We start from the raw sequence: 24,467 nt of genomic DNA on the forward strand, positions 1-24,467 counted from the left end.
GTGAATTAATCTCACAGGCTCTTTTACGTTTAACTTACGTTGTTGTAACGTGCGTTACTGAGCGCGCTTCTTACCAAGAACACCAGCTGCAATAAGAACAGAAGATGCAGCTGCTACGGATACTGCAGCAAAGGAAGCATCACCAGTTGAAGGAAGCTTAGGCTCCTTCTTCTTTGGCTGCTTTGGCTTCTTAGGAGTCTCTGAAGGTGGAGTGGTTGGAGTTGGAGGAATGTGAGTATTAGTAATAGTAAAGCCACTGGTAACATCACCTGTTACCTCAGCGGTATAACCTTCAACCTCGTCCTCAACAACGGTGTACGTAATAGCTGTTGTAGTGCCAGCCTGATTCTTATCGAGGTTGCTAAATGTTGCAGTCCAGCCATTTGCGTCAGAAAGAACCTCGCTCTTACCAGTGTCTACGCCGTCTGCATAAAGGTGTACGGTAACTGAAGTAGGACGAGTACCGTCAGCGTTATTTTGATCTTCCCAAACCTTGGATACAGAAACGCTTACCTGCTGCTCGCCAGTTGCAGTACCGGCACCGCGAGGGTTAATCCACCAACCTTCACGAGTGAAGTTATCGGTGTTGCCATCAAAATCAAGAGTTGCTCTATTGTCTACCTGGGTAACGTTGGCTGGAACAATGGTCTTGTACTCAAGCCAGCAATCCTGGATAAGTGGTTGGAAACCAGCAAAGTTAACCTGATTATTGAGTCGAGCAAAATCAAGAGTGTAACCATTAGGAGTAAAGGTAATTGCAGGAAGAATCTGATCTGCAGAAAGAGTCTGAACAGCACCGTTAACAAGGTGGAGAACAAAAGAGTGCTTAAGATATGGACCAGCAAGCTCATCTGAAGGATTAACGCCAGTACCAGTAAGCTTTGATGCATCAACGGTATAAGGATTTACAATCTGATCCTTAACAGTGGCATTAAGCAGACCAACCTGGGTAATATCAGATGGAGTTAGGTTAACAACCCAGCTGGTAACGTAATAATCATTTCCAGTTGTAATAGTTGCACCAGAAGGAAGCGTATAGGTTGTCTCTGCAGTTGCACCAGTTCTGTTGTACTTAGTAATTGCAGTATCCATTGCAGCAATAGAACCGCCATACGTCATGTTAAGACTGGTGTTACCAATATTGAGCGTAGTGCTGCCATTGCCTCTCTGTGCAATTGCGCTTGACCAATTGAGCGAGAAAGACATCTGGCCATGAACGTTAAGAAGACCCGCAATATTGTTATTGAAGGTAACAGTCATGGTATTAGGGTTACTGGTAGGAGTTGCCGTACCAACAGAAATACTATTTCCGTTTGCATCTACACCCATAACCTCAAAAGGAGCTGGAGTATTATTCTCTAGCTCTGGAGGAAGCATAATAGTAAAGGTATCACCTGGTTGTGCAGGGGCACCATTGTTGAGCGCATAATCAAAATTTACACGCACGTTACTACCAACTAATGTTGTATAGCTAGCATTTGAAATAGTTGGTGTGTACTCAACAGCTTGTGCCTTTGTGTTGAATACAGTGAGCGCAGCAAATACAGTGAGCACAAACATAACTGCAAAGCTCAAAGACCTGCTAACTAAACCCTTAGACTGCATGATGCTCCTCACAGCTAGTTCAAAGATTTATTTATCTGCACACAAATAGCTGTACAAAACAATAAGATTTCTTTGAAACTCTAACTTATTATTTAAAAATATAAAGTTCTAAAGTACTCATGTCAAAGAACTATCTATATCTCCATAAAAAAACTCCCACACGAAGTGCGGGAGTTAATATTTTTTTTGGATTGTAAGGAAAGCCTACTTACCCAGAAGCTCCTGAACGTCAAGAGCAATCATGTATTCCTCGTTGGTAGGTACAACCAGGACGCGTACCTTTGAATCTGGAGCAGAGATGTCACGGATTTCACCGGAGCGAACCTTGTTCTTCTCCTCATCAATCTTGACACCCATCCACTCAAGCTCTCTGACAACGCCAAGACGCATCTCGTCGGAGTTCTCACCAATACCAGCAGAGAATGCCATGGTATCAAAGCCGTGCATAGCCTGAGCCATCTCCATGATGAGCTGAGACGTACGATAATAGAACATATCAAGTGCAAGCAGGCAGTCCTTATCGCCAGCGTGAGCGCCATCCTCAATATCACGAGAATCGGAATGACCAGACAGAGCGAGAAGGCCAGACTGCTTGTTCATCATAGTGTCAATCTCATCGATGGAGTAACCACCAACGCGAGAAAGATAGAAGACAGTAGCTGGGTCAATAGTGCCGCAACGAGTGCCCATGATAAGGCCATCAAGTGGAGTAAGGCCCATGGTGGTCTCAAGATCGCGACCATCCTCAATAGCGGAAAGAGAAGCACCAGAACCAAGGTGGCAGCTAACCAGCTTGTGAGTCTGACCGTTGGTAAACTCATTGGTTGCACGCCAAATGTAGCGGTGAGAAGTACCATGAGCGCCATACTTACGGACGTGGTACTTATCAACAACATCGCGAGGAAGAGCATAGCGATGTGCCTTTTCTGGCATATTGAAGTGGAAAGAAGTATCGCAAACGATTACATTACCGACCTCTGGGAAGAGTTCGCGGCAAATCTCAATAACATCAGCCTCAGCATAGTTATGAAGAGGAGCAAGTGGAGCAACCTCACGGACCTGAGCCAAGACCTTATCGTCTACAACAGCAGACTCTGGGAAGTACCAACCACCCTGAACAACACGGTGACCAATGCCATCGATTGGCTTATCAATAGTCTTAAGGATGTCAAAGACATGCTTAATAGCAGTCTTGTGATCAGGAAGAGCAACCTCAAGCTTCTGCTTCTCTCCACCAAGCTCCTCGTGACCAACAAAAGAACCTTCGATACCGATACGCTCGCAGTTTCCTTTTGCGTAAACCTCGCGGGTGTCAACGTCAAGAAGCTGATACTTAAGAGATGAGCTACCTGCGTTGATAACCAGTACGTTCATGTGACTCCTCTTTCCGTGAAGCAGTGCAGACTATTAGGTCTTACTCTCCTACTTCAAATAAACATAACCGCATGACATCATAAACCCCAAGATACCCCGGAGTTAAATAGACGAGCAAAAAACTTGAATATTTTTATTTTCCGCCCATAGAATCATTCAACTGCTTGCCACCTAAAACGTGGAAGTGGACGTGATTGACTGACTGGCCACCATGCTTTCCGGTATTGGTAACAACGCGGAATCCAGTCTCCTTAATTCCTGTCTTTTCTACTACCGCAGCTATAGCCTTAGTAACACTCTCAAGGGTTGCAGCAGGAATACCATCAATGATGTTGTCGTAGTGGTTCTTTGGTACAACAAGAACGTGAACAGGAGTAATAGGATTTAGGTCATTAAAAGCTACAACGTTTTCATCCTCATAGAGAAACTCTGTAGGGATTTCTTTGTTAGCAAGCTTACAAAAAATACAATCAGACATAACCTCTCCTTTACTCGTCTAAATATGCAGTAGAAGGCGCTGCGGTTGTATCAGTAATTGCAGCTCCTGCCTGGGACTCATCAAGCAGAACCTTAACCTTCTGCTCTGCAGTATCAAGCCTTCCACGAAGATCCTTTACCAGCTCAACGCCACGAGCATACAGAGCCAAAGACTCCTCGAGCTCCAAATCTGTGCCCTCAAGCTTACGAACAATCTGCTCAAGCTCAATAGAAGCATCTTTGAAAGTCAGCTCTTCAGTCTTCTTAGTATCCATGTTGTTCCCCTTATCTATGAAAGCTCAATATCAGAAACAGTTGCCTTAATTGTTCCATCCGTCATTTTGACAAGCAAAGAGTCTCCAACCGAGGCATCTTTGGCCGTTTTAATGACAGACCCCTTTTCATCTTGGACATACGCATATCCCCTTGTAAGAACCTTTAGAGGAGAAAGTGCATCTAATTTTCCTGCAAGCGAAGACAGCAAAGCCTCATGTGGATGGAGCATGGCAGCACTAGCTCTGGTTAGCCTTTGTGACTCAACAGAAAGCGTCTCTTTCTTTCTTGCAAGAAGCGCTGGCAGAGCGTCCATAAGCCTTTGCTCAGTCTGATTAAGGTCTTCTGTTCTTGTTGAAATAATATAAGCAGGGTCTTTCAAACAAGGACGATCTGATAGCTTCTCTATCTGGTACTGTTTACTTGCTAGAGCATTTTTTATTGCCAAGTTAGAGCGTTGCTCAACAGTTGTAAGTCCCGTTTTATAGAACTGCAAAATCTTTCTTGTAGCATTTCCAAGGCGAGAAATTCTGTTGTTAAACGTAGTTTGTAACTCACTAATAGCGGGAGCCACAGACTCTGCAGCAGCTGTTGGCGTTGAGGTCCTTCTATCAGAAACCATATCTGCAATGGTGGTATCGGGCTCATGACCAATGCCCGTGATAACAGGAACTGGACATGCAGCAATAGCGCGAGCTACTCCCTCATCATTGAAGCACATAAGATCTTCGAATGAGCCACCACCACGCACCAGCAAGATTGCATCTGGCCGTGTAGTTGCAGCAACCTGGAGAGCTCTCATAATAGTTGCAGGTGCATGAGTACCTTGAACAGCACAGCCAGATACCTCAAGCTCTACAAGAGGGTTTCTGCGCGCAAGCGTACGCTTAACATCGTCAATGACGCTGCCAGAAAGTGAAGTAACTACACCAATGCGTGTACAAAACTCTGGAATGTAGCGCTTTCTGGAAATGTCTGTAAGGCCTTCTTTTTCTAGCTTTTTAGCAAGCTGTGCCACCTTTTGGCGAAGGTCTCCTTCTCCAGCGATCTGAATAGTACGCGCATGAAAAGAAAGCTTGCCGCTTGAAGCGTAAATATCAAACTTTCCTGTCATCTGGATTTTCATGCCGTCTTGCAACGTAATGCCACTAGCAGCATAAATCTTTGACCAAACAATGACTGCCATAGAACTAACAGGGTCTTTTACGTCAAAGTAACAATGCCCAGACTTATAGTTTGGACCCCTAAATCCAGAAACTTCACCAACCACCGTCATAGATGGCATTGAGGCAACTTCATTTTTTGCAAAGAGCACCGCATCAGATACCGAAAGAACAGAATCTTCTTTCTCTTGAATCTGATCCATTACTAGTTCCTGCTTCTGGAAGAACCAAGCAGATATAGAAGCTGGAGTGCAGAAACCATTGCAGCGGCTACGTAAGTAAGAGCAGCGGCAATCAGTACCTTTTTAGCGCCATTGTAGTCAAAGCCCGCAGGAGCATTTGCCTTCAAAAAGGCCAATCCACGCCTTGAAGCATCAATCTCTACAGGAAGCGTAACTATATGGAATAAGAAGGTAAATGCATACAGCCAAATTGCTAGCACGGTCATGCCTGAAACATTTAGCAAGACACCAGCAATAAAGACATAGATCCATGCAGCGGATGCTAAATTAACAACAGGAACAAGAGCGGAACGAACGCGAGATGGCATGTACAGCTTAGCGGTCTGAACAGCATGACCTGCTTCATGGCAAGAAACAGCAACTGAAGCTACGCTACCCTCAGAGAAGTTTGCATCAGAGAGGTGCAGGCAATTGTCACGTGGATCAAAGTTATCGGTGAGCTCACCAGAAATTCTCTTAATGCCAACATTAGCTGCTCCGTTAGTGTCCATCATGGTACGAGCAACTGAAGCGCCAGTGGCATTAAACCCAGAGGGAACTAAAGAATACTTTTTAAATTCATGCTTGATGTACCACTGAGTACCCAATCCGAGCACCAACGAGGCAACTACTAGAACAACGTATGGGATAAACGCACCTGAGTAATACATATTTTTCTCCTATCTATGTATAGAGATGAGTATACCCAACTCACCGGACAAAAAGTCAGGTTTGCAAGAGTAATCGGTAGCCACTTGTTCTTAAGCTTAGGAGCAGCTTTTACAGTAGCTCTACTCGACCGTTTTTAACTGTTAGTCCTACCTCGCCATTGAGCAGTCCAACAAGCTGCTTACCTACTAATTGATAGCGCCATCCGGTTTTAAGTCTTGCGTCAGACCTATCCAAAAGCAGATCAGTAAGATCATCTTTATTGGCAATTAACGGAGATGCAATTCCCTCTTTTTCTGAAACAATCCTGATAAGAGCATACATAAGCTCAACAACACCTTCAGAACCAGCTGAGGGATGAGCGTGATGCTCGATTTTTGGACACTGATCTGCAGGTGTCTTTTGTCCACGCTTAATTGCATCTAGTAGATGCACTACCCCACCTTGAGAGATTTGCTCAGTGCCGCGAATTTTGCGCAGTCTATCTGGTGTTGTAGGAACACGACGACAAATCTCAATAATGAGTTCGTCAGAAAGCACCCACTTGCGTGGAACATCTCTTTTAGCAGCAGTTTCTTCTCGCCAGGCGCACACCTCTCGAGCAATAGCAAGTTGTCTGCGCGTAAGCGAGCCAGAACGTTTCAAACGGAGATATGCCTGATAGGGGTCTCGGCGATACTGCTCAATATTAGTATGCTGGTCCATCTCTGGCTTTACCCAGCTCAGACGATCAAGCTTGATGAGCTTCTCGACCATTTGATTGTAGATTGCGGGAAGATATCTCACGTCATCCTCGGCATATACCAGCTGCTCTTTATCAAGAGGTCGCTTTGACCAGTCTGTTAAAGACTCAGCCTTAGCAAGCTTGACGTTAGCAAAATTTTCTACCAGACCGGCGTAGCTCACCTGCTGACGCAGGCCCAAAAATGCAGCTGCTACCTGCGTATCAAATACAGGAGCGCACGCGCAATCCATTTTTTCTAGTAAAACTTCAAGGTCTTGTGAGCACGCGTGGAAAATTTTGACAATCTGCGGATTTTCCAAGAGCTCTTTAAGCGGAGTTAGGTCATCAATAAGCAAGGGATCAAGCGCAGCAATCTCTGAACCTGTGGAAACCTGCACCAGGCAAAGCTTGGGAAAGTAGGTTTTCTCGCGAAGAAACTCCGTATCAACTGCAAGGATATGCGAAGTCTTTGCTCGCTCACAAAATGCGGAAAGTTCTTCTGAGGTTGCTATATACAATGCGTCCATCCAATTGCCGATTAAGTATCTAACGTAAAGCGATACACTCATACGTATCAAAATGATATACCAGCTTGTCGCAAATCTTCGGAGGATATATGAGAACCCTCATCATTCACAATCCTTGCTCGGGTTTTAGCTCTGACGCAATCTTTGAATTTGAGCGCGCTCTTTTGAAAAGCGGCGACGAATGCCTGGTAAAGCTAGTTGAAAGCCATTGGCGCACAGATGAGGTTCTGAGTTCTGTTCAGCCTGAAGATTTTGACGTAGTGGTGCTCTCGGGCGGAGATGGAACCGTATCTAGCCTGCTCTACGGCCTTAGAGGATGCCAGACACCTATTCTTGTCTTTCCTTCTGGAACCGCTAATCTTCTAGCTGCAAATATTGGAAACGCTCCTGAACCTAACGCACTGGCGCTGGCCTGCAGAAACCTTCAGACCGCACAGCTTGATCTGGGTGAGATTACCTGGACCACAGTGTCGGGAGAAACCCATGTAGCTGGAGTTCCTTTAATGGCCGGTACAGGCCTTGACGCAGAAATTATGCGTTCAGCTATCCCCCACAAACAAACCTTTGGAGAAGCCGCATACTTTACTGCGGCCCTAGCCAACCTTATGCCGCCAGTTCACGACTTCAAAATTACCGTTGACGGCAAAGTACATGAGCTTCAGGGCATTGGCTGCCTTATTGCAAACAGCTCCATGATGCAAGCAGGAATTGAATTAGCCCCTGGTAATCGTATGAATGACGGTTTGCTTGAGGTTATTGTCATTGAGACTCACATGACTGCAAAACTGGTACGCCCACTGCTTTCTGGTTTCTTTGATCGCACGGGAGACTCGCTTGGTAGGCCCTACCTCAATAGCTTTAGCGGCAAAGAAATTACCGTTGAATCAACAGCACCTATGCCACTGGAAGTAAATGGCGAGGTCACCTGCCACGACATCTACGCCTATTCTGCTAGGTGTCTTCCTGGCGCAGTAAACGTAGTAGTGGACTACATGAGCCCCTACAGTAAGAAAGCATAAGAGCAGTTAAACAGCACAATAAGCACCGCCAAAGCTTGCGTTTTCTTTTCTTTCGTTTTCGTAACATTCAGCCAAAAAGATTGCACGTAACCGTCAGATTAACTAATCTTTTATAGATACATTGCTAAGGTACGCTCACGATTTTCTAATGTGTGCGCACAGTTGATGGGATATTTTTTGGTTGACGTTTCTAAAATTCGCGAGAGGTTCGATGAGCTTTCGACTCCTATTCTGAAGTCTGGAAGACTCTATCAGCTTGCAACTTTTACACAACATGGAACTACCAGCACGCTCGACCACGTTATTGCGGTTGCTTATAGCAGCCTTGCATTTGCCATGAACGCTGGCATCAAAGTTGACGAGCATGCCCTTGTACGTGGCGCGCTTCTGCATGACTACTACCTCTATGATTGGCACGATCACGAGGCCGCGCCAGACAACTGGCACGGATTTACGCACCCTCGCCATGCACTTGATAATGCTCGCGAGGATTTCCCTGATTTAACCCCTGTTGAGGAAGACATCATCTTGCATCACATGTTTCCTCTAGTTCCTATTCCACCTCATACCAAAGAGGCTTGGATTGTAACAACTTGCGATAAAGCTTGTTCAACTGCAGAAACACTAACAGGCAATCCATACAAAAAAGATGGTTTCCGCCCAACGGGTTTCTCGACACCTGAAAGCGATTTTCAGGGCACAACAAACAGTGAGTCAGGTGGGTTTAACGACTACATGGATTACGGAAACCTCTCGTGAGCACCATGACTGAGACACTGCGTACACTCTTTGCACTCGATAAGAATATTGAGATCTTTGTGCAGCATCTGCCTCAAATGGTCATAATTTTTGCGCTGATTTCTTTTGGTGGTTGGGTATACGAGACCATTTATTGCTCCGTTGTTGAGGGAGAATTTACCAAGCGCGGTTTTCTTTTTGGTCCTACCTGCCCTATTTATGGCATTGGAGCGATTGCAGAATGGCTGGTACTAGGCCAGATTTCTAATCCAATTATTGTCTTTATCATTGGTGCAGTTTTAGCCACAGTTATTGAGTACTCGACCGGCCTCTTTTTGGAGCGTCGCTTTAAAAAGAAGTGGTGGGACTACTCCATGTTTAAGTTTAACTTGCATGGTCGAATTTGTCCCCAGGCCAGCGCGGTGTTTGGCGCGTTTTCTGTTACCTCAGTTTTTGTGCTCGTTCCAACAATGCTTGATGTTTTGATGATTTTCTCCAAGCACACTGTCTCGGTTGTGGCGTTTATTGTGGTTACGCTTTATTTTTTGGACACGGTTGCCAGCCTTCTTTGGAATGGACCTACTACCCATCACAAAGTTGAAGCCGCAGCTCAAGATGCATCAATGAAGGTTGAAGAAGCCGCACAGAATGCGTCACAGAAAGTAAGCGCTGCAGCGCAAAACGCATCGCAGAAAGCAAACGCAGCAGCTCAAAAGGCAAATGCGGCGGCCCAGAATGCAACTCTTATTGCTACCCAAAAGGCTCAACAGGTTTCACAAAAAGTCCAGGTAACTAAGCAGAAACTTGACGATACCACGCAAAAAGTCAGAGACCACTTGCCGGGTTCGTTCCCATGGGACAACTAGACGGGTTTCTCGACATAGTGTAATACCTCAGCAAACGCTGATTTCGAGTTTGGATGTGTATGTACACCATTGAAAGTAGAGTTAGATATAGCGAGTGTGATGAGACCGGAAAGCTTTCCCTGGTAGGCGTTATGAACTATCTGCAGGACTGCTCGACGTTCCACTCAGAAGATATTGGCCGCGGCTTTAAGCAACTGACCAGCGAGGGATACGCATGGGTTCTGGCAACGTGGCAAATCCAAGTTGACCGTCTTCCCCAGTTTGGCGAGAAGATCTACGTAGGTACCTGGTCGTATCAGATGAAGGGTCTTCAAGCATCTAGGTCGTTTGTTATTAATGATGCAGACGGCGCAACCATCGTAAAAGCGGACTCTACCTGGTATTTGATGGATATCAATGAAGGCAAGGCTGCTCGTGTTCCAGAAAGCGAAAACGTCTACATTACTGGCGAGCCTCGCGTAGATTTGCCACCAACTCCTCGAAAAATTGCACTTGATGGAAATGCTGTTGATGGTCCAGCCATTCATGTTTCTCAGCAGCACCTGGATACAAACAAGCACGTCAACAATGCTCAGTACGTGCTCATGGCTGTTGACACGCTTGTGGCCCTTGGCTATTCTCACAAGCTGCGTCGCATTGTGGTGCAGTACAGGAGCCAGGCGCACTTGGGCGACACCATTACTCCCCAGGTATACGCCGATGAGACGGGTTTCTCGGTAGTGCTCAAAGATGCCGAGAGTTCCACCGTCTTTGCAACAGTCAGGCTGGAGGGATAACATGACCGAGGCTAAAATAGTCAATGTAGCTGCAGCTATCTTCTATAAAGACAACAAAATTCTTGCCGCGTGTAGAGCTGATGCGGATAATGCTGGCTTCTGGGAGTTTCCTGGCGGAAAAGTTGAGGCTGGAGAAACCTCAGAGCAGGCGCTGCGTCGAGAAATTCAGGAAGAGCTGCACTGTAGCGTGCAGGCAGCGTTTTTCTATGACACGGTAGCTTACTCCTACCCCACCTTTGACCTGCATATGGATTGTTATATCTGCACGCTGGGTGAGTCTGAAGAGCCTGTCGCGGACCCAGAGATTCACTCTGAGCTTCGTTGGCTTTCCCAAAACGAGCTGCTCGACGTGCAGTGGCTTCCTGCGGACATTGAGCTCATCAAGCAGCTTGGCACGTTCTGGAACGACATCTTTGCGTCGCAGCACCTGTAGGAGCTACCTGCGCGTGAACCGCGGGCGCGAGCGCTGTGGGTGTAAGCGAGCCGCAGGCGCGAACAAGTCGTCGTGTACAAAATACTTTGCAGAGAATGTGGAGTGACAAAAAGAGGGGTTTCTCGCCATGAAATCCTTGGGCGACGACGGGTATCATCAAAGTGTAAGCGTTTGATTGAGGATTGATGGCAAAGAAAGACGACAACCAAGATACCAGGGACAACAGGCATGAATTTGGCGGCGAGGGCCCTGACTTTGACCCAAACGATCCGTCGCAGATGCCTGACGGCTCTCCTTTCCCTGCAGGCTTGCTATTTTTTATAGTTATTATGCTGCTCTCGGGACTGGGACGTTCTTGTGTTTCGAGCAATCAGACTTCCTCAAGTCCGCTTTTTGGAGACCCCTACAGCGCTTATACTGACAGCAACTGGTAATGTACTTGGAAAAGACTTGCTATACGTACAACTAGCAGGTGTTTATTCCATTTTGTACGATATTTTGAAGGATTGAATATGAGCAAAGCAGATCGCATTTTTATTGATATGTGCTCCGACATTATTGAAAACGGCACCACCACCGAGGGCGAGAAGGTCCGTCCTACCTGGGAAGATGGTACCTCCGCATACACAATCAAGAAGTTTGGCGTCTGTAATCGCTATGATTTGCGCGAGGAGTTTCCAGCGCTGACGCTTCGTCGCACTGCGCTCAAGAGCGCTATGGACGAGATTCTGTGGATTTACCAGAAGAAGTCCAACAACGTTAACGATCTTAACTCACACATCTGGGATTCATGGGCTGACGAGTCTGGCTCCATTGGCAAAGCCTACGGTTATCAGGTTGGACAGGTTTCTCACTACTCCGATGGCGATTATGACCAGATGGATCGTGTACTCAAGGACCTCAAAGAGAATCCGTTCAGCCGTCGTATTATGACTAACCTGTATACCTTTGCCGATCTTTCTGAGATGAACCTCTACCCTTGCGCATTCAACGCAATTTACAACGTTACTCAGGAGCCAGGTAAGGATAAACCTACGCTCAACCTGCTGCTTGTTCAGCGTAGCCAGGACATTCTTGCAGCTAACAACTGGAATGTTTGCCAGTACGCTATCTTGCTCATGATGGTTGCGCAGGTCAGCGGCATGGAGGCTGGTGAGCTGGTTCACATGATTGCCGACGCTCACATTTATGATCGCCACGTTGACATTGTTAAAGAATTGATTTCTCGCCCCACCTTTGATGCGCCAAAGGTGAGCCTGAACCCTAACATCACCAACTTCTACGACTTCACTACTGACGACCTCATTGTCGAGGATTATCAGCACGGTCCGCAGATCAAGAACATTCCGATTGCGGTTTAGGCGCAGTTGCTGCAGACGCGGCTGGCGCTGCAGGCACGCCTGAACGGACCGGCTGGCGTTGCAGGCACGCCTAAGCAGACGCGGCTGGCGCTGCAGCGCACCCGAGCGAATGCGGCTGGCGTTGCAGGCACGCACGAGCAGATGCTCAAGCTAAGATCATCATTTCATTTAAGACAATACTTGCCAGGAGAACCACATGAACGCAATTGTTTCTGTAACACGCGATTGGGGCATCGGATGCGACGGAGATCTTCTCATCCCCAACAAGGCCGACATGAAGTATTTTGTTGAGCACACGCGCGGTTGCACGGTTGTCATGGGCAGAAAGACGCTGGAGAGTTTCCCTGGTGGACCGCTTAAAGGTCGCCGCAACATTGTCATTTCTAGAAATGCCGATTACCAGGTCGAAGGCGTTGAGGTGGTGTCGTCGGCAGAGGAAGCGCTTCGTTTAGTTGAGGATGAAGCTCCCGAGAAGGTCTGGCTTCTTGGTGGAGCTTCAATTTACCGCGCTCTTCTCGACAAGTGCTCTTACGCGTACGTCACGAAGCACGACACCGTGGTTGATGCGGATACGTACTTCCCCAACCTGGACGAAGATCCTGCCTGGGAAGTTTGCAACGAGGAAGATGGCGGCGTGACTCCAGAAGGTATCGCTTTCAAGTTTGTGACCTATCGACACGTTTAGGCGTTGTGGGGGCCTACCAAGAGCGTTTTTGTTGTTGCGCGCTAAACACGCATTATTGAAGCAATGTATAGCCTTTTTTGACAGATTAAGTGACATAGATGTGTTTTGTGAATCTGTAGCAACAGTTTCAATCGAATTTGCACATCAGGCGATCAGGCAGAAAGTTCAGAAGACAAGAAAAAGAGCCGGTTACCTAGGGTTTAGGTAACCGGCTCTTGTTTTGTGCTTTACGCGCTACGAGTCGGAAGCGGTGAATGCGCGACGCAATGGATGCGCTACGTAGCGGCCGTGGCGGTTGCGACTGTGACGCACGCGAGAGTTAGTCCTCGTAGAAGCCTGGCTCGCGACCGTAGTAAGCATCCAGGTAGAGCTCGCGGAGCTCGGAGACAAGTGGGTAGCGTGGGTTTGCGCCAGTGCACTGGTCATCGAATGCCTGCTCAGACATCTCGTCAAGGGTATCGAGGAAGTACTTCTCATCTACGCCGTAGTCCTTGATGGTCTCCTTGACGCCGATGTATGCCTTGAGCTCCTCAATCTTCTTGACGAAGTTCTCAAAGACCTCGAGGTCATCCTTGCCGGTAACGCCGCAGAAACGACCTGCCTCAGCATAACGTGCGAGGGTGTGTGGGTGATCGTATTGTGGGAAGGTACCCATCTTTGTTGGACGCTCAGCTGCGTTGTAGCGCATAACGCGAGTAAGGATAACTGCGTTTGCCCAACCGTGTGGAATGTGGTGGAAAGCGCCCAGTTTGTGAGCCATAGAGTGGTTGATACCGAGGAATGCATTAGCAAATGCAAGACCACCCAGGCAGGAAGCATTTGCCATGTGATCGCGTGCCTCAACATCGTTTGGATTGTCATAAGCACGTGGCAAGTACTCAAAGACAAGTTTCATGCCGCGAAGAGCCATGCCATCTGTGTAGTCAGATGCCATCATAGAGACAAATGCCTCGAGGCAGTGAGTAAGGACGTCAATACCAGAAGCGGAGGTCAGGCCCTTAGGCTGGCTCATCATGTTGTCGGTATCAACAATTGCCATGTTAGGCAGCAACTCGTAGTCTGCAAGTGGGTACTTAACGCCGTTGTCAGCATCAGTGATGATGGCAAATGGAGTTACCTCGGAACCAGTACCAGAAGAAGTTGGAATAGCAACGAAGAATGCCTTGTTGCCCATCTTAGGATAGTTGTAGACACGCTTGCGGATATCCAAGAAGTCCGCTGCCATGTCCTCAAACTTCTCCTCTGGGTTCTCGTACATGGACCACATAATCTTACCTGCGTCCATAGCAGAACCGCCGCCGATTGCGATGATGCAGTCTGGCTCGAAGGAGCGAATGCGAGCTACACCCTCAAGAGCGCACTGAAGTGTTGGGTCTGGAGCAACATCCCAGAATGAAGAGTGGACGATGCCCAGGGAATCCAGAGTCTCCTCGATGGTCTTGGTGAAGCCACTCTTGTATAGGAACTGGTCTGTGACAATGAAGACGCGCTTCTTGTTATAGACCTCTTTGAGCTCACGGAGAGCAAGAGGCATGCAGCCCCTCTTGAAGTAGACCTTCTCAGGTACACGAAGCCAAAGCATATTCTCTTGCCTCTCTGCAACAGACTTGTAGTTAAGCAGGTGCTGTGGGCCAACGTTGCCGGAGACGGAGTTGCCGCCCCAGGTGCCGCAGCCAAGGGTTAGGGATGGAGCCATCTTGAAGTTGTAGAGGTCTCCAATACCACCCTGAGAGGAAGGAGTATTAATCAGGATACGGCAGGTCTTCATTGCCTCCTGATGCTTAGCAATCTTCTCTTTCTCGTTGATGTTGACGTAAAGAGAGCTGGTGTGACCGTAGCCACCATCAGCAACAAGACGCTCAGCCTTAGCAATAGCCTCGTCAAAAGTCTTTGCACGATACATGCCAAGAACTGGAGAAAGCTTCTCGTGAGCCATCTCTTCTGAAGGCTCAACAGAGGTTACCTCGCCGATAAGAACCTTGGTCTTCTCTGGAACATCAACACCAGCGGTCTTTGCAATGAAGTGAGCAGACTTACCAACAATACCTGCGTTAACAGCGCCGTTAACAATGACGGTCTTACGGACAGCGTCAAGCTCTTTGCCCTGGAGGAAGTAGCAGCCGCGATCAGCAAACTCCTTCTTAACCTGGTCATATACGCTGTCAAGAACGGTAACGGACTGCTCGGAAGCGCAAATCATACCGTTATCGAACGTCTTGGAGTGGATGATGGAGCTAACTGCAAGCTTGATGTCTGCAGTATCGTCGATGATAACAGGAGTGTTACCAGGACCAACGCCCAGAGCTGGCTTACCAGAAGAGTAAGCTGCGTTAACCATACCTGGACCACCAGTTGCCAGGATGATATCAGCGTTGCTCATGACTGCTGCGGTCATATCAATGGTAGGAGCTGGTACCCAGTCGATAATACCCTTGGGGCAGCCGGCCTTCTCGGCAGCATCGCGAACAATACGAGCGGCAGCAATGGTGCACTCTTTAGCGCGTGGGTGTGGGGAAATGATAATGGCGTTTCTTGTCTTCAGAGCAAGAAGTGTCTTGAAAATTGCGGTAGAAGTTGGGTTAGTAGTTGGAATAACTGCAGCTACGATACCCATTGGCTCGGCTACAACTCGATAACCTGCAGCTGGATCATCCTCTACAACGCCACAGGTCTTCATGTCCTTGTACTTGTTGTAAATGTACTCTGCTGCGTAATGGTTCTTGATAACCTTGTCTTCCATTACACCCATGCCAGTTTCTTCAACTGCCATGCGAGCAAGAGGGATACGATTTTTCTCGGCCGCAAGAGCAGCTTCATAGAAAATCTTATCGACCTGCTCCTGAGTGAATGTTGCAAACTCTGCCTGTGCCTCACGCATCTCTTCGAGGCGCTTGAGCAAAGTATCAACATCCTCAATTTGAGTAGCCTTCTTTGCCATAAAATCCCCTTCTGTTTAGGAACATTAATTCAAATTATACCAAGGTCTGCTAAACAAGTGCTTACCGTTAACCGAGTCTCTCAAAATTTATAATCTGCGTTCTGGCGTCTTCATCCGTTGCTACAAATCTATGCCATTCACCTGGCGATTCTTTCCACATGTAATCCACGTACGGGCCAAATCCGCCCACCAGCTGAGACGTTGCGCGCGCAAAGCTCGGATCCGCTTTGAGACCCGGATAGCGCACCGCCTCGACGCGCGGATGGCACGCCAGATACGCGGCAACCACCTGCGCCGCGTCGCTCGCCGCGTGGCGAGAAACCCGTGCACTCGCCTGCTCTTCCGCTCCCGTGGCAGCTACCGTCACGTCCTCTGTAGAGCTCGCCTTAGCTTCAACCGCCTCTGCTACCCACGGTATGCAGCACTTCCGCATGCACACGACAACATAACCCGGCACCCGAGCGTCCTCGGCTACTGCGATCTCTGCTCCCAGACGACATGCCGGGCTGAACTCGGCTCCAATCGTACGCACATCCGCCACAAGCAGCTCCCCTGCCGCAGCTCTGCCTTTGATGTCGCACACCTCAACGGGCACGCCAGCAAGCGGCTCCACGACGGTTACACCGCCCGAAACCAGTGTGGCGAGAAGTTCGTCTACATAGGAAACAGGGACAAGCCGCGCACGGCCTGCCCCTGTCATTTTTACGTATTCAGCTACAACATTGGTTGCGGTTTGCGTGACAACGTCGGTTACGGTTTGCGCGACAACGTCAGTTACGGTTTGCTTGACGCCGTCGATTGCACCGACACTCTTCGTGCCGCCTGCGCCATCCTGCGCGGTGCCACCCATAACCTGCACTTTGTCTGAAGCCTGTTTAACCAACGCGCTCAGCATTCTCTTTGACAACCTGAGCAATAAACTCGTCAAGCTCTGCCGTGTGAGTCTCGTTGGAGCGGTCGCGGACAGAAATGTTTCCTGCCTCAACCTCCTGCTCACCAAGGATGAGCATGTAAGGAACGCGATCAAGGGATCGAGCCTCACGAATCTTATAGCCGATCTTCTCGTCACGGTCGTCAACCTTAACGCGAATACCAGCAGCTGCGAGCTTCTCGGTAACCTCATGAGCATAAGGGCGAGACTTCTCAGAAACAGGAAGAACCTTGACCTGGCATGGGCTCAGCCAGACAGGGAACTTGCCTTCGTAGTTCTCGGTCAGAATACCAATGAAGCGCTCGAAGGAACCAAAGCCAGCGCGGTGAATCATAATTGGCTGCTTCTTGGTACCGTCGGAGTCAATGTACTCAAGCTGGAAGTTGTGAGGCAACTGGAAGTCAAGCTGGATGGTGCCGCACTGCCAAGAACGACCAAGGCAATCGGTCAGATGGAAGTCAATCTTAGGACCATAGAACGCACCGTCGCCTTCGTTGACAACGTACTCAATGCCCATAGACTCAAGTGCATCGCGCAAACCCTGCTCAGCGCGCTCCCAATCCTCATCAGAACCCATAGAATCCTCTGGGCGCGTAGAAAGCTCAACGCGGTATGGGAAGCCAAACTGTGCATAGTATGCGGTAATGAGGTGAGACGCATCCGTGACCTGCTCAGTAATCTGATCAGGGCGGATAAAGAGGTGTGCATCGTCCTGAGTAAACTCACGGACACGGAACAGACCGTGCAGAGCGCCCTTCATTTCATAACGGTGATCAAGACCAGCTTCAGCCAGCTTCATAGGAAGATCCCTATAAGAACGTGGCTTGGACTTGTAAATCAAGCATGCACCAGGGCAGTTCATAGGCTTAATTGCAAAGTCCTCTTCATCTACCGTGGTGGTATACATATTCTCTTTGTAGTGATCCCAGTGACCAGAAGTCTCCCAAAGGGAACGTGAGAGGATCAGTGGGGTCTGAACCTCCTGGTAACCAAAGCGAGCCTGCATCTCATGCCAGTAATCGGTCAGAGCGTTGCGCAGGGCCATGCCGTTTGGAAGCCAGAATGGAGAGCCTGGGCCAAAGTCGGACATCATGAAGAGCTCCATCTCGCGACCAATCTTCCTGTGGTCGCGCTTCTCGGCCTCTTCAATCATCTTGAGGTACTGAGCAAGCTCCTCTTTGGAACCAAATGCCACACCATAAATTCTGGTGAGCATTTTGTTGTTCTTATCGGCCTTCCAATAAGCGCCAGAGATGCTGGTCAGCTTGAAGGCCTTAACACCCTTGGTGTAAAGCATGTGAGGGCCAACGCACATGTCAACGTATTCGCCCTGCTTGTAGAAGGTGATGTGTGCGTCAGGAGCAAGATCGCCAATGTGCTCAACCTTGTAAGACTCGCCACGCTCCTTCATGTAGGCAATAGCCTCGTCGCGAGGAAGTTCAAACGTTTCAATCTTGAGGTTCTCTTTGGCAATCTTCTTCATCTCAGCTTCGATAGCTGGGAAATCGTCCTCGTTAACCTTGGTGTCTCCAAGATCAACGTCATAGTAGAAACCATTTTCGGTTGCTGGACCATAGGCAAACTGTGCGTGTGGATACAGACGCTTCAAAGCCTGAGCAAGCAGGTGAGCTGCATCGTGACGAATAACCTCAAGCTCTTCAGCTGGATTGTTAATCTCGCCCACATGGCCGTCGTTATATAAAACCTTCATGTAAAACCCCTCAGAGGTAGCTACTCATAGAAACAGGCACGGCGCCTACTCTGCTCACGTGGGAGCTTAGGAGCAGACGCCTACATAGTCTCTGTTGTAAAACACCTGATTGCCATCATAAAGAACAAAACCAAACGTTATTGAATGCGAGTACGGCAGTAAGGGCAAACCTTCCAGTCTGCATTCAGTGGACGATGGCATGTTGGGCAAACGTTTCTAACCTGCGTATTGCAGATTGGGCACACGATAAAATCGCGGTCAATTGGAGCGGAGCACTTAGGGCAGATGCCGTAGTGAGAAAGCTGGTGCTCACGAAGGGCAATATCAAGGTCCTGCTCCTCGCGGTCAATGAGGTAGCTGCTTGGACGCAAAATAACGTATGCAAGCAGACCAACAACAGGAACAACAGAAATGACTGCCCACATCCACCAAGGCTCTGCGCCGCGACGCTGAGCATCGCGAATAACGTAGATGATGGAAAGGATATAAAGCATTACGACGCAAATGACCATGAGGTAAATAACCATACGTACCTCAGGTGTAATAATCTGATCAAGAATCTCCTGCATCTGACAGCCCCTTCTGCTGGCTTTTTGTTCTCTCCTAAATCGTACGACAAACCGCACCAAAATGGAGCGAAATGTCGCAGATAAATTTATTTTACCAAAGCATCACTAAATTGTGCAGCAACCTCGCCAGCAAGTGAAATTGTTCCACATGCTACAAAGCCCTTCTCGCGCAATGCGTCCACTGCTTCGGGAACGCTTCTGTACACAGCTACCACGTTAGCGCCGCAGGCTTTGTACAGCTCAGCAAGCTCATCTGCATCCATGGCGCGCTCGTTATCCGTCTGGGTTACCGCCACCTCAGGGAACTCTTTGGCGAGAAGTTCTGCGATGCCCTTGACATCTTTATCTGCAAACACCGCAGTCAAAAGCATAGGACGGTTGGTAACTTCTGGCTCAATTGAGCGGATAGCAGTTAAGAATGTCTCAATTGACTGGGGGTTGTGAGCCGCGTCGATAAGCACTAAAGGCTTTGGCTGAAGCAACTGGAATCTACCTGGTGTAGGGCACCTGGTTGTGGAGAAAAACGCTTTCTCCGCATCAAGCGGACGTCCAAGAAAATCCTCGGCCAAGCAGGTTGCCAGAGCAATGTTTGCTGCCTGATAGCTTGGCTTCAGTGCGGCAAGATCTTCGTAGGTTGCACGCGGTGTTACAACCGTAAGCTCAAGAGGAAAACCAATGCTCTTAGGCTTTTTGGTAATAAAGAAATGTGCGTGAGGTAGCTCTGGATGGTCAGTAGCCTTACCAGCAGAAACCTCTCCCTCAACATCTTCAGGCTTGTCAGCTACAAGAAGAGTTGGGACAACGCCTGCAGAAGCCGCCTGGGACAAGAATACGTCCTGGACGCTCTGAGGAGTTGTCGTTCCCACGCCAAGAACGCAGGTACGACCAGGTTTGATGATGGCGGCCTTCTCGCCAGCAATAGCCTCGAGGGTATCGCCTAGGATGCGCGTGTGATCCAGGCCAACGCCCGTGATGGCAACGGAGGTGATGTTTTGAGCAGCGCTTGTTGCGTCCCACCTGCCGCCCATGCCACACTCAAGCACGCAGGCATCAACCTCTTCCTCCGCAAAGACAACCAAAGCTGCAACGGTCAAGAGATCAAACTCGGTGATGTCATAAGGACGCTCGCCCAAGGCGGTTCGCTGAGCATTGACGCGCTCCCCTGCCACCTGAGCTGCAGATACGCCGTGCGCAAAAGCTTCCTCAGAAACAGGTGTACCGTTGATCTCCATACGCTCGGTATAGCTGATGAGCTCAGGAGAGGTATAGAGAGCGGTATTGAGACCTTCCCCTTTAAGCAGAGCTGCAGTGTATCTGGAGGTAGACGTTTTGCCGTTAGTGCCTGCAATCTGGACACTCTTAAAGCAGAGATCAGGGTTGCCCAGCTCTTTGAGCATGTCTTCCACACTCTCTAGCAAGGGCTGAATGCCAAACTTTTTTGTATCGTGTAGCACCTTTAGCGACTGCTCATAGCTCAGCTCAGGTACAGAAAAGGGAACAGAATAACTCATAGCACACGTACCTCTTATAGACAAAGCAGACGCATAGCCTCTGCACGGGTTTTCTCGTTAGTTTTAAAAATGCCACGAACCGCAGACGTGGTGGTCAAAGCACCCGATGCCCTAATGCCGCGCATGCTCATGCACGTATGCTCGGCCTCCATAACCACCAAAACGCCCAGGGGATCCAACTCTTCTACCATAGCGTCTGCAATCTGGCCCGTTAAACGCTCTTGTACCTGCAGACGGCGAGAATATCCGCTGACGCAGCGAGCAATCTTGGAAAGGCCGGTAATGCGACCATTTTGTGGAATGTAGCAGACATGCGCCTTGCCCACGAATGGCAGAATGTGATGCTCGCAGGTAGACGAGAAAGGAATGTCGCGGACGATAACCATCTCTTTATTGCCCTCTTCATGGAACTGCTTACGCAGGTGAGCTGCAGGGTTTTCCTGCATGCCACCAAAGAGCTCCACACAAGCGCGCGCAACACGGTCTGGTGTATCAAGCAGACCTTCTCGCTCTGGATCCTCACCAATAGCAAGCAAAAACTCCTTGACCGCGGCTTTTACGCGCTCTTGGTCAAGCTCTTTATAGTTATTCTCTGCTGCCATGAGGCAACCTACCTTTCACTCTTATGCAAGCGTTCTTTGAGCTGCGGCAACAACATGGCGAGCAAGAATTGCGGTAGTCACGCTACCTACACCGCCAGGAACAGGAGTATAAGCACTTACCAGAGGAGCTACCTGCTCTGTGTTGACGTCGCCAACAAGTTTCTGAGCTGCTTCATCCCAGTTAATGCCCACGTCAATGATGATTTGTCCTGCTCTTACGCAGTCAGCTCCAATAAGGTGCGCACGACCTGCAGCCACAACTACAATCTCTGTCTGCTTAAGCGTAGCAGCAAGGTCCTTGGTCTTGCTGTGACACACCGTCACTGTAGCGTTTCTTGCACTTAAAAGCGCAGCCACCGGACGACCAATAACATTTGAGCGACCAACAACTGCAACAGACGCTCCCTCAAGGGGTACCTGGTAAAAATCGAGAAGCGCCAGAACTGCCTCTGCAGTACAAGGTCCCAGAGCACCAGGAGTTCCACAAAGTGTTGCCAGCAGCATGGAATCAGTTGCGCAATCAACATCTTTTTCTGGGACTAGATGCTGAAGCGCTTCATGCTCGTCAATTCCAGCAGGAAAAGGACGCATGGGCAGACAACCATGCACCAATACATCGGCGGAAACCTGATCAAACGTAGTATTTACCTGCTCTTGTGTGACGTCTTCTGGAAGCTCAATGGTCTCAACTTCAAAGCCTACCTTCTCTGCACGCGTATAAGCCGCGCGCTCATAGGTAAGGTCATCACTTTTCTGTCCAATGCGAACAATAACCAGCTTAGGAGTTACGCCTTGTGCGCGAAGTTCCTTGACCTGAGCGGCAAGTTTTTCAGTTATTGCTTTAGCAACAGGAGCGCCACGAAGCTCCTGCGACAGAGTCTCTGAGCTCATGTTATGCCTCCTGTCTCAGCTGTGCGCTCACCGCATCACTTACGGCGTCAGCTCGTGATACATAGGTGTCCAGAAGCTTATCTGCCTCATCAAGCAATGTTTGAGCATAGGCCGTATCATGCATGGAGCGCGTGTTTACAAACAACGTGTGAGAAGCTGCAATCAAAGCACCGCGCGCAAGAGCAGCACCGCAACCTACGTCGGATAAAAGCATACGAGACCCCTTGATAAGCATCTCTTCGAGAAGTTCAATGGACTCGCACACTTTTCTCATAACCTTCAGCGGAGGTTGAGCTGCTTCTTTAAGAGCATCCTCGACAATCTCTACGCGCTTTGGATCATCTTTAGACACGCTAAACGCGCTGGAAACCAGCAAAAACTGGCGAGAGTCCTCATCCATAAGCTCCATGAAGTCTTGGCGAAGAGCTCCAGCTCGGGCGATGTATTTTGCAAGATCATCTTCATGCTGAGCATAGGCAGGTTTTCCTTGTGCGTACACACCAGCCATTGAAGCCAAAGATACTGCGAGGGCGCCTACATAGGCAGCGGCACTACCACCACCAGGAATAGGCTCTTTAGCAGCAAGATGCTGGGCATACGAGTCTGCGCTATAGGTTGTAAACGCAACTTCTTCTGGTGAAGAGGGATAAGACATTAGAAAAGACCCACAATTCTTCCATCATCAAGAACATCAATATGCTCTGCAGCAGGAACCTTTGGAAGTCCCGGCATGGTCATAATGGAACCCGTAAGGCAGACCACAAAGCCAGCACCTGCAGAAACACGAATTTCTCGCACGGTAATCTTAAAGTTTTCTGGAGCGCCCAATTTAGTCTGATCGTCAGTAAAAGAGTACTGAGTTTTTGCCATACAAATAGGAAGCTCGCCAAAGCCAAGCTCTTCAAGCTGCTGAAGCTGCTTGGCGGCACTTGGAGCAAATTCAACACCATCGGCGTGGTAAATCTTGGTAGCAATGTCAGTAATTTTCTGCTTCAAAGACTCTTTGACATCGTAAGCAAAAGTGAGCTTAGACTCAGTCTGGCAGAGGCGCATAACCTCTTCTGCCAAAGCCTGGCCACCTTTTCCGCCCTTTGCCCAAACCTCAGACAGCACTACATTTACGCCACGCTTCTTGCACTCCTCCTCTACCAGAGCAAGCTCTTCAGCGGTATCGGTTGGGAATGCATTGATGGCAACGACTACAGGAAGACCATAGACCGTCTGGATGTTGTCAACGTGGCGAAGCAGGTTAGGAATGCCCTCTTTAAGCGCCTCAACGTTTTGCTGGTTAAGGTCTGCTTTGGCAACGCCTCCATTGTACTTAAGTGCACGAACGGTTGCTACCAGAACAACAGCCGATGGAGCAAGGCCAGTAGCTCTGCACTTAATGTCCAAGAACTTCTCGGCACCAAGGTCTGCGCCAAAGCCAGCCTCGGTAACAACGTAATCTGCAAGACGCAGAGCAGTCTTTGTTGCCTCAACGGTATTGCAGCCGTGAGCAATGTTGGCAAAAGGTCCACCGTGGACAAGCGCAGGCGTGTGCTCAAGCGTCTGGACCAAGTTAGGCTGAATAGCATCTTTGAGCAGCGCTGTCATAGCGCCCTCGGCATGGATATCGCTGACGGTGACAGGCTTGCGGTCATAGGTGTAGGCAATAACCATTCTGCCCAGGCGCTCTTTAAGATCTTTGATGCCGGAAGCAAGGCAGAATACAGCCATGACCTCGGAAGCAACGGTAATATCAAAGCCGTCTTGTCTTGGCATGCCGTCTGCAATGCCGCCAAGTCCGTCAACAACGTTTCTGAGCTGGCGATCATTCATGTCTACGCAGCGCTTCCACACAACACGACGTGGATCAATGTTGAGACTGTTGCCCTGCTTGATATGGTTATCCAGCATGGCTGCGCAGAGGTTGTTTGCAGCGCCAATAGCGTGGAAGTCACCAGTGAAGTGAAGGTTAATGTCCTCCATAGGAACTACCTGGGCATATCCACCGCCCGCAGCACCACCCTTAACACCAAAGACGGGACCCAAAGAAGGCTCTCTAAGGGCCAACATGGCAGACTGTCCCAAGCTGGTCAAAGCATCTGCCAGACCAACTGAGGTAGTAGTCTTTCCCTCGCCCGCCGGCGTTGGGTTAATAGCGGTAACCAGCACAAGCTTTCCGCGAAGAGGCTTATCTGCCAGAGCACGTGCATCAAGCTTTGCCTTATAGCGGCCATAAGGCTCCAGAAGATCCTCTGGAATACCCGCACGCTTTGCCACCTCAAAGATGGGAAGCATCTCGGATGATTGAGCAATCTCGATATCGGATGTAACCTCAGACATGTTGTTCCTAACCTAAAGTGGACTGCATGCACGTACTAAACACAAGATGCGGCTGTTACACCGCATCAAGTTTTA

At 48.9% G+C, this 24,467-nt stretch carries 24 protein-coding genes; 8 read left to right on the forward strand and 16 right to left on the reverse strand.

Annotated features, from left to right (window positions below):
• Window positions 1-54: 54 nt before the first annotated feature.
• The 7 genes from RWJ96_RS00675 to rnd all read right to left on the reverse strand — a co-directional run bounded on the left by RWJ96_RS00675 (window position 55) and on the right by rnd (window position 7,033).
• Entirely contained in the window at window positions 55-1,605 is a 1,551-nt protein-coding gene (locus tag RWJ96_RS00675; RefSeq protein WP_314018349.1) for a Cna B-type domain-containing protein, read from the reverse strand.
• 204 nt (window positions 1,606-1,809) lie between these two features.
• Window positions 1,810-2,979 carry an acetate kinase gene (locus tag RWJ96_RS00680; protein ID WP_314018350.1) on the reverse strand — a complete coding sequence of 390 codons (1,170 nt, stop codon included), beginning with the start codon at window positions 2,977-2,979 and terminating at the stop codon, window positions 1,810-1,812.
• 133 nt (window positions 2,980-3,112) lie between these two features.
• Window positions 3,113-3,457, reverse strand: a complete 345-nt coding sequence (locus RWJ96_RS00685; RefSeq protein ID WP_035428759.1) for a histidine triad nucleotide-binding protein — start codon at window positions 3,455-3,457, stop codon at window positions 3,113-3,115.
• Window positions 3,458-3,467: 10 nt separating this feature from the next.
• Window positions 3,468-3,731, reverse strand: a complete 264-nt coding sequence (xseB, locus tag RWJ96_RS00690; RefSeq protein WP_035428758.1) for an exodeoxyribonuclease VII small subunit — start codon at window positions 3,729-3,731, stop codon at window positions 3,468-3,470.
• A gap of 14 nt (window positions 3,732-3,745) precedes the next feature.
• Window positions 3,746-5,095 (reverse strand): exodeoxyribonuclease VII large subunit, encoded by a 1,350-nt coding sequence (gene xseA, locus RWJ96_RS00695; RefSeq protein ID WP_314018351.1) that lies wholly within the window; start codon window positions 5,093-5,095, stop codon window positions 3,746-3,748.
• Between the two features lie 2 nt (window positions 5,096-5,097).
• Window positions 5,098-5,784: a zinc metallopeptidase gene (locus RWJ96_RS00700; protein ID WP_314007281.1), complete on the reverse strand. Its 687-nt coding sequence runs from the start codon at window positions 5,782-5,784 to the stop codon at window positions 5,098-5,100.
• 109 nt (window positions 5,785-5,893) lie between these two features.
• Window positions 5,894-7,033, reverse strand: a complete 1,140-nt coding sequence (rnd, locus tag RWJ96_RS00705; protein WP_314018352.1) for a ribonuclease D — start codon at window positions 7,031-7,033, stop codon at window positions 5,894-5,896.
• A gap of 89 nt (window positions 7,034-7,122) precedes the next feature.
• On the opposite strand from rnd, the gene RWJ96_RS00710 reads away from it, so the two are divergent.
• The 8 genes from RWJ96_RS00710 to RWJ96_RS00745 all read left to right on the forward strand — a co-directional run bounded on the left by RWJ96_RS00710 (window position 7,123) and on the right by RWJ96_RS00745 (window position 12,911).
• Complete coding sequence (locus RWJ96_RS00710; RefSeq protein ID WP_035435013.1) at window positions 7,123-8,052, forward strand: diacylglycerol kinase family protein; 930 nt, start codon at window positions 7,123-7,125, stop codon at window positions 8,050-8,052.
• 177 nt (window positions 8,053-8,229) lie between these two features.
• On the forward strand, window positions 8,230-8,811 hold the full coding sequence (locus RWJ96_RS00715; protein WP_314018353.1) for an HD domain-containing protein: 582 nt from the start codon (window positions 8,230-8,232) through the stop codon (window positions 8,809-8,811).
• 5 nt (window positions 8,812-8,816) lie between these two features.
• Complete coding sequence (locus tag RWJ96_RS00720; protein ID WP_314018572.1) at window positions 8,817-9,656, forward strand: putative ABC transporter permease; 840 nt, start codon at window positions 8,817-8,819, stop codon at window positions 9,654-9,656.
• 59 nt (window positions 9,657-9,715) lie between these two features.
• Window positions 9,716-10,432: an acyl-ACP thioesterase domain-containing protein gene (locus tag RWJ96_RS00725; RefSeq protein WP_314018354.1), complete on the forward strand. Its 717-nt coding sequence runs from the start codon at window positions 9,716-9,718 to the stop codon at window positions 10,430-10,432.
• Window position 10,433: 1 nt separating this feature from the next.
• A complete protein-coding gene (locus RWJ96_RS00730; RefSeq protein ID WP_314007294.1) occupies window positions 10,434-10,865 on the forward strand; it encodes a (deoxy)nucleoside triphosphate pyrophosphohydrolase in 432 nt (143 codons plus the stop codon).
• A 185-nt stretch (window positions 10,866-11,050) separates the two neighbouring features.
• Entirely contained in the window at window positions 11,051-11,299 is a 249-nt protein-coding gene (locus RWJ96_RS00735; protein WP_035431649.1) for a hypothetical protein, read from the forward strand.
• Between the two features lie 78 nt (window positions 11,300-11,377).
• The gene (thyA, locus tag RWJ96_RS00740) at window positions 11,378-12,226 is read left to right on the forward strand and encodes a thymidylate synthase (RefSeq protein ID WP_035431651.1); all 849 of its coding nucleotides are present in this window, start codon (window positions 11,378-11,380) and stop codon (window positions 12,224-12,226) included.
• 196 nt (window positions 12,227-12,422) lie between these two features.
• On the forward strand, window positions 12,423-12,911 hold the full coding sequence (locus RWJ96_RS00745) for a dihydrofolate reductase (protein WP_314018355.1): 489 nt from the start codon (window positions 12,423-12,425) through the stop codon (window positions 12,909-12,911).
• 319 nt (window positions 12,912-13,230) lie between these two features.
• On the opposite strand, the gene adhE is transcribed toward RWJ96_RS00745, so the two are convergent.
• The 9 genes from adhE to RWJ96_RS00790 all read right to left on the reverse strand — a co-directional run bounded on the left by adhE (window position 13,231) and on the right by RWJ96_RS00790 (window position 24,392).
• Window positions 13,231-15,849, reverse strand: coding sequence for a bifunctional acetaldehyde-CoA/alcohol dehydrogenase (gene adhE / locus RWJ96_RS00750; RefSeq protein ID WP_314018357.1), 2,619 nt, complete (start codon window positions 15,847-15,849; stop codon window positions 13,231-13,233).
• Between the two features lie 67 nt (window positions 15,850-15,916).
• Window positions 15,917-16,699 carry a PLP-dependent transferase gene (locus tag RWJ96_RS00755; protein ID WP_314018358.1) on the reverse strand — a complete coding sequence of 261 codons (783 nt, stop codon included), beginning with the start codon at window positions 16,697-16,699 and terminating at the stop codon, window positions 15,917-15,919.
• A gap of 25 nt (window positions 16,700-16,724) precedes the next feature.
• On the reverse strand, window positions 16,725-18,491 hold the full coding sequence (gene thrS, locus RWJ96_RS00760; RefSeq protein WP_314018359.1) for a threonine--tRNA ligase: 1,767 nt from the start codon (window positions 18,489-18,491) through the stop codon (window positions 16,725-16,727).
• A gap of 137 nt (window positions 18,492-18,628) precedes the next feature.
• The gene (locus RWJ96_RS00765; RefSeq protein ID WP_012808713.1) at window positions 18,629-19,060 is read right to left on the reverse strand and encodes a zinc ribbon domain-containing protein; all 432 of its coding nucleotides are present in this window, start codon (window positions 19,058-19,060) and stop codon (window positions 18,629-18,631) included.
• 86 nt (window positions 19,061-19,146) lie between these two features.
• Window positions 19,147-20,571 carry a glutamate ligase domain-containing protein gene (locus RWJ96_RS00770; protein WP_314018360.1) on the reverse strand — a complete coding sequence of 475 codons (1,425 nt, stop codon included), beginning with the start codon at window positions 20,569-20,571 and terminating at the stop codon, window positions 19,147-19,149.
• A gap of 14 nt (window positions 20,572-20,585) precedes the next feature.
• A complete protein-coding gene (folE, locus tag RWJ96_RS00775) occupies window positions 20,586-21,173 on the reverse strand; it encodes a GTP cyclohydrolase I FolE (RefSeq protein ID WP_314018361.1) in 588 nt (195 codons plus the stop codon).
• Between the two features lie 21 nt (window positions 21,174-21,194).
• The gene (locus tag RWJ96_RS00780; protein ID WP_314018363.1) at window positions 21,195-22,064 is read right to left on the reverse strand and encodes a bifunctional 5,10-methylenetetrahydrofolate dehydrogenase/5,10-methenyltetrahydrofolate cyclohydrolase; all 870 of its coding nucleotides are present in this window, start codon (window positions 22,062-22,064) and stop codon (window positions 21,195-21,197) included.
• A 1-nt stretch (window position 22,065) separates the two neighbouring features.
• Window positions 22,066-22,719, reverse strand: coding sequence for a cyclodeaminase/cyclohydrolase family protein (locus tag RWJ96_RS00785; protein ID WP_035428741.1), 654 nt, complete (start codon window positions 22,717-22,719; stop codon window positions 22,066-22,068).
• Window positions 22,719-24,392, reverse strand: coding sequence for a formate--tetrahydrofolate ligase (locus tag RWJ96_RS00790; RefSeq protein WP_314018365.1), 1,674 nt, complete (start codon window positions 24,390-24,392; stop codon window positions 22,719-22,721). The genes RWJ96_RS00785 and RWJ96_RS00790 overlap by 1 nt, the downstream gene beginning before the upstream one ends.
• Window positions 24,393-24,467 lie beyond the last annotated feature (75 nt).

The sequence above is a fragment of the Lancefieldella parvula genome, assembly GCF_963547875.1.
Taxonomy (GTDB): Bacteria; Actinomycetota; Coriobacteriia; order Coriobacteriales; family Atopobiaceae; genus Lancefieldella; species Lancefieldella parvula_D.

Coding starts and splice junctions, on each gene's coding strand:
- RWJ96_RS00735 (WP_035431649.1), top strand. CDS start 11,051: ATGGCAAAGAAAGACGACAACCAAGATACCAGGGACAACAGGCATGAA.
- folE (WP_314018361.1), bottom strand. CDS start 21,173: ATGGCAGCAGAGAATAACTATAAAGAGCTTGACCAAGAGCGCGTAAAA.
- xseB (WP_035428758.1), bottom strand. CDS start 3,731: ATGGATACTAAGAAGACTGAAGAGCTGACTTTCAAAGATGCTTCTATT.
- adhE (WP_314018357.1), bottom strand. CDS start 15,849: ATGGCAAAGAAGGCTACTCAAATTGAGGATGTTGATACTTTGCTCAAG.
- RWJ96_RS00765 (WP_012808713.1), bottom strand. CDS start 19,060: ATGCAGGAGATTCTTGATCAGATTATTACACCTGAGGTACGTATGGTT.
- RWJ96_RS00785 (WP_035428741.1), bottom strand. CDS start 22,719: ATGTCTTATCCCTCTTCACCAGAAGAAGTTGCGTTTACAACCTATAGC.
- RWJ96_RS00770 (WP_314018360.1), bottom strand. CDS start 20,571: ATGAGTTATTCTGTTCCCTTTTCTGTACCTGAGCTGAGCTATGAGCAG.
- RWJ96_RS00755 (WP_314018358.1), bottom strand. CDS start 16,699: ATGGGTGGCACCGCGCAGGATGGCGCAGGCGGCACGAAGAGTGTCGGT.
- thyA (WP_035431651.1), top strand. CDS start 11,378: ATGAGCAAAGCAGATCGCATTTTTATTGATATGTGCTCCGACATTATT.
- xseA (WP_314018351.1), bottom strand. CDS start 5,095: ATGGATCAGATTCAAGAGAAAGAAGATTCTGTTCTTTCGGTATCTGAT.
- RWJ96_RS00710 (WP_035435013.1), top strand. CDS start 7,123: ATGAGAACCCTCATCATTCACAATCCTTGCTCGGGTTTTAGCTCTGAC.
- RWJ96_RS00680 (WP_314018350.1), bottom strand. CDS start 2,979: ATGAACGTACTGGTTATCAACGCAGGTAGCTCATCTCTTAAGTATCAG.
- thrS (WP_314018359.1), bottom strand. CDS start 18,491: ATGAAGGTTTTATATAACGACGGCCATGTGGGCGAGATTAACAATCCA.
- RWJ96_RS00675 (WP_314018349.1), bottom strand. CDS start 1,605: ATGCAGTCTAAGGGTTTAGTTAGCAGGTCTTTGAGCTTTGCAGTTATG.
- RWJ96_RS00780 (WP_314018363.1), bottom strand. CDS start 22,064: ATGAGCTCAGAGACTCTGTCGCAGGAGCTTCGTGGCGCTCCTGTTGCT.
- RWJ96_RS00745 (WP_314018355.1), top strand. CDS start 12,423: ATGAACGCAATTGTTTCTGTAACACGCGATTGGGGCATCGGATGCGAC.
- RWJ96_RS00725 (WP_314018354.1), top strand. CDS start 9,716: ATGTACACCATTGAAAGTAGAGTTAGATATAGCGAGTGTGATGAGACC.
- RWJ96_RS00700 (WP_314007281.1), bottom strand. CDS start 5,784: ATGTATTACTCAGGTGCGTTTATCCCATACGTTGTTCTAGTAGTTGCC.
- RWJ96_RS00685 (WP_035428759.1), bottom strand. CDS start 3,457: ATGTCTGATTGTATTTTTTGTAAGCTTGCTAACAAAGAAATCCCTACA.
- RWJ96_RS00720 (WP_314018572.1), top strand. CDS start 8,817: ATGACTGAGACACTGCGTACACTCTTTGCACTCGATAAGAATATTGAG.
- RWJ96_RS00730 (WP_314007294.1), top strand. CDS start 10,434: ATGACCGAGGCTAAAATAGTCAATGTAGCTGCAGCTATCTTCTATAAA.
- RWJ96_RS00790 (WP_314018365.1), bottom strand. CDS start 24,392: ATGTCTGAGGTTACATCCGATATCGAGATTGCTCAATCATCCGAGATG.
- rnd (WP_314018352.1), bottom strand. CDS start 7,033: ATGGACGCATTGTATATAGCAACCTCAGAAGAACTTTCCGCATTTTGT.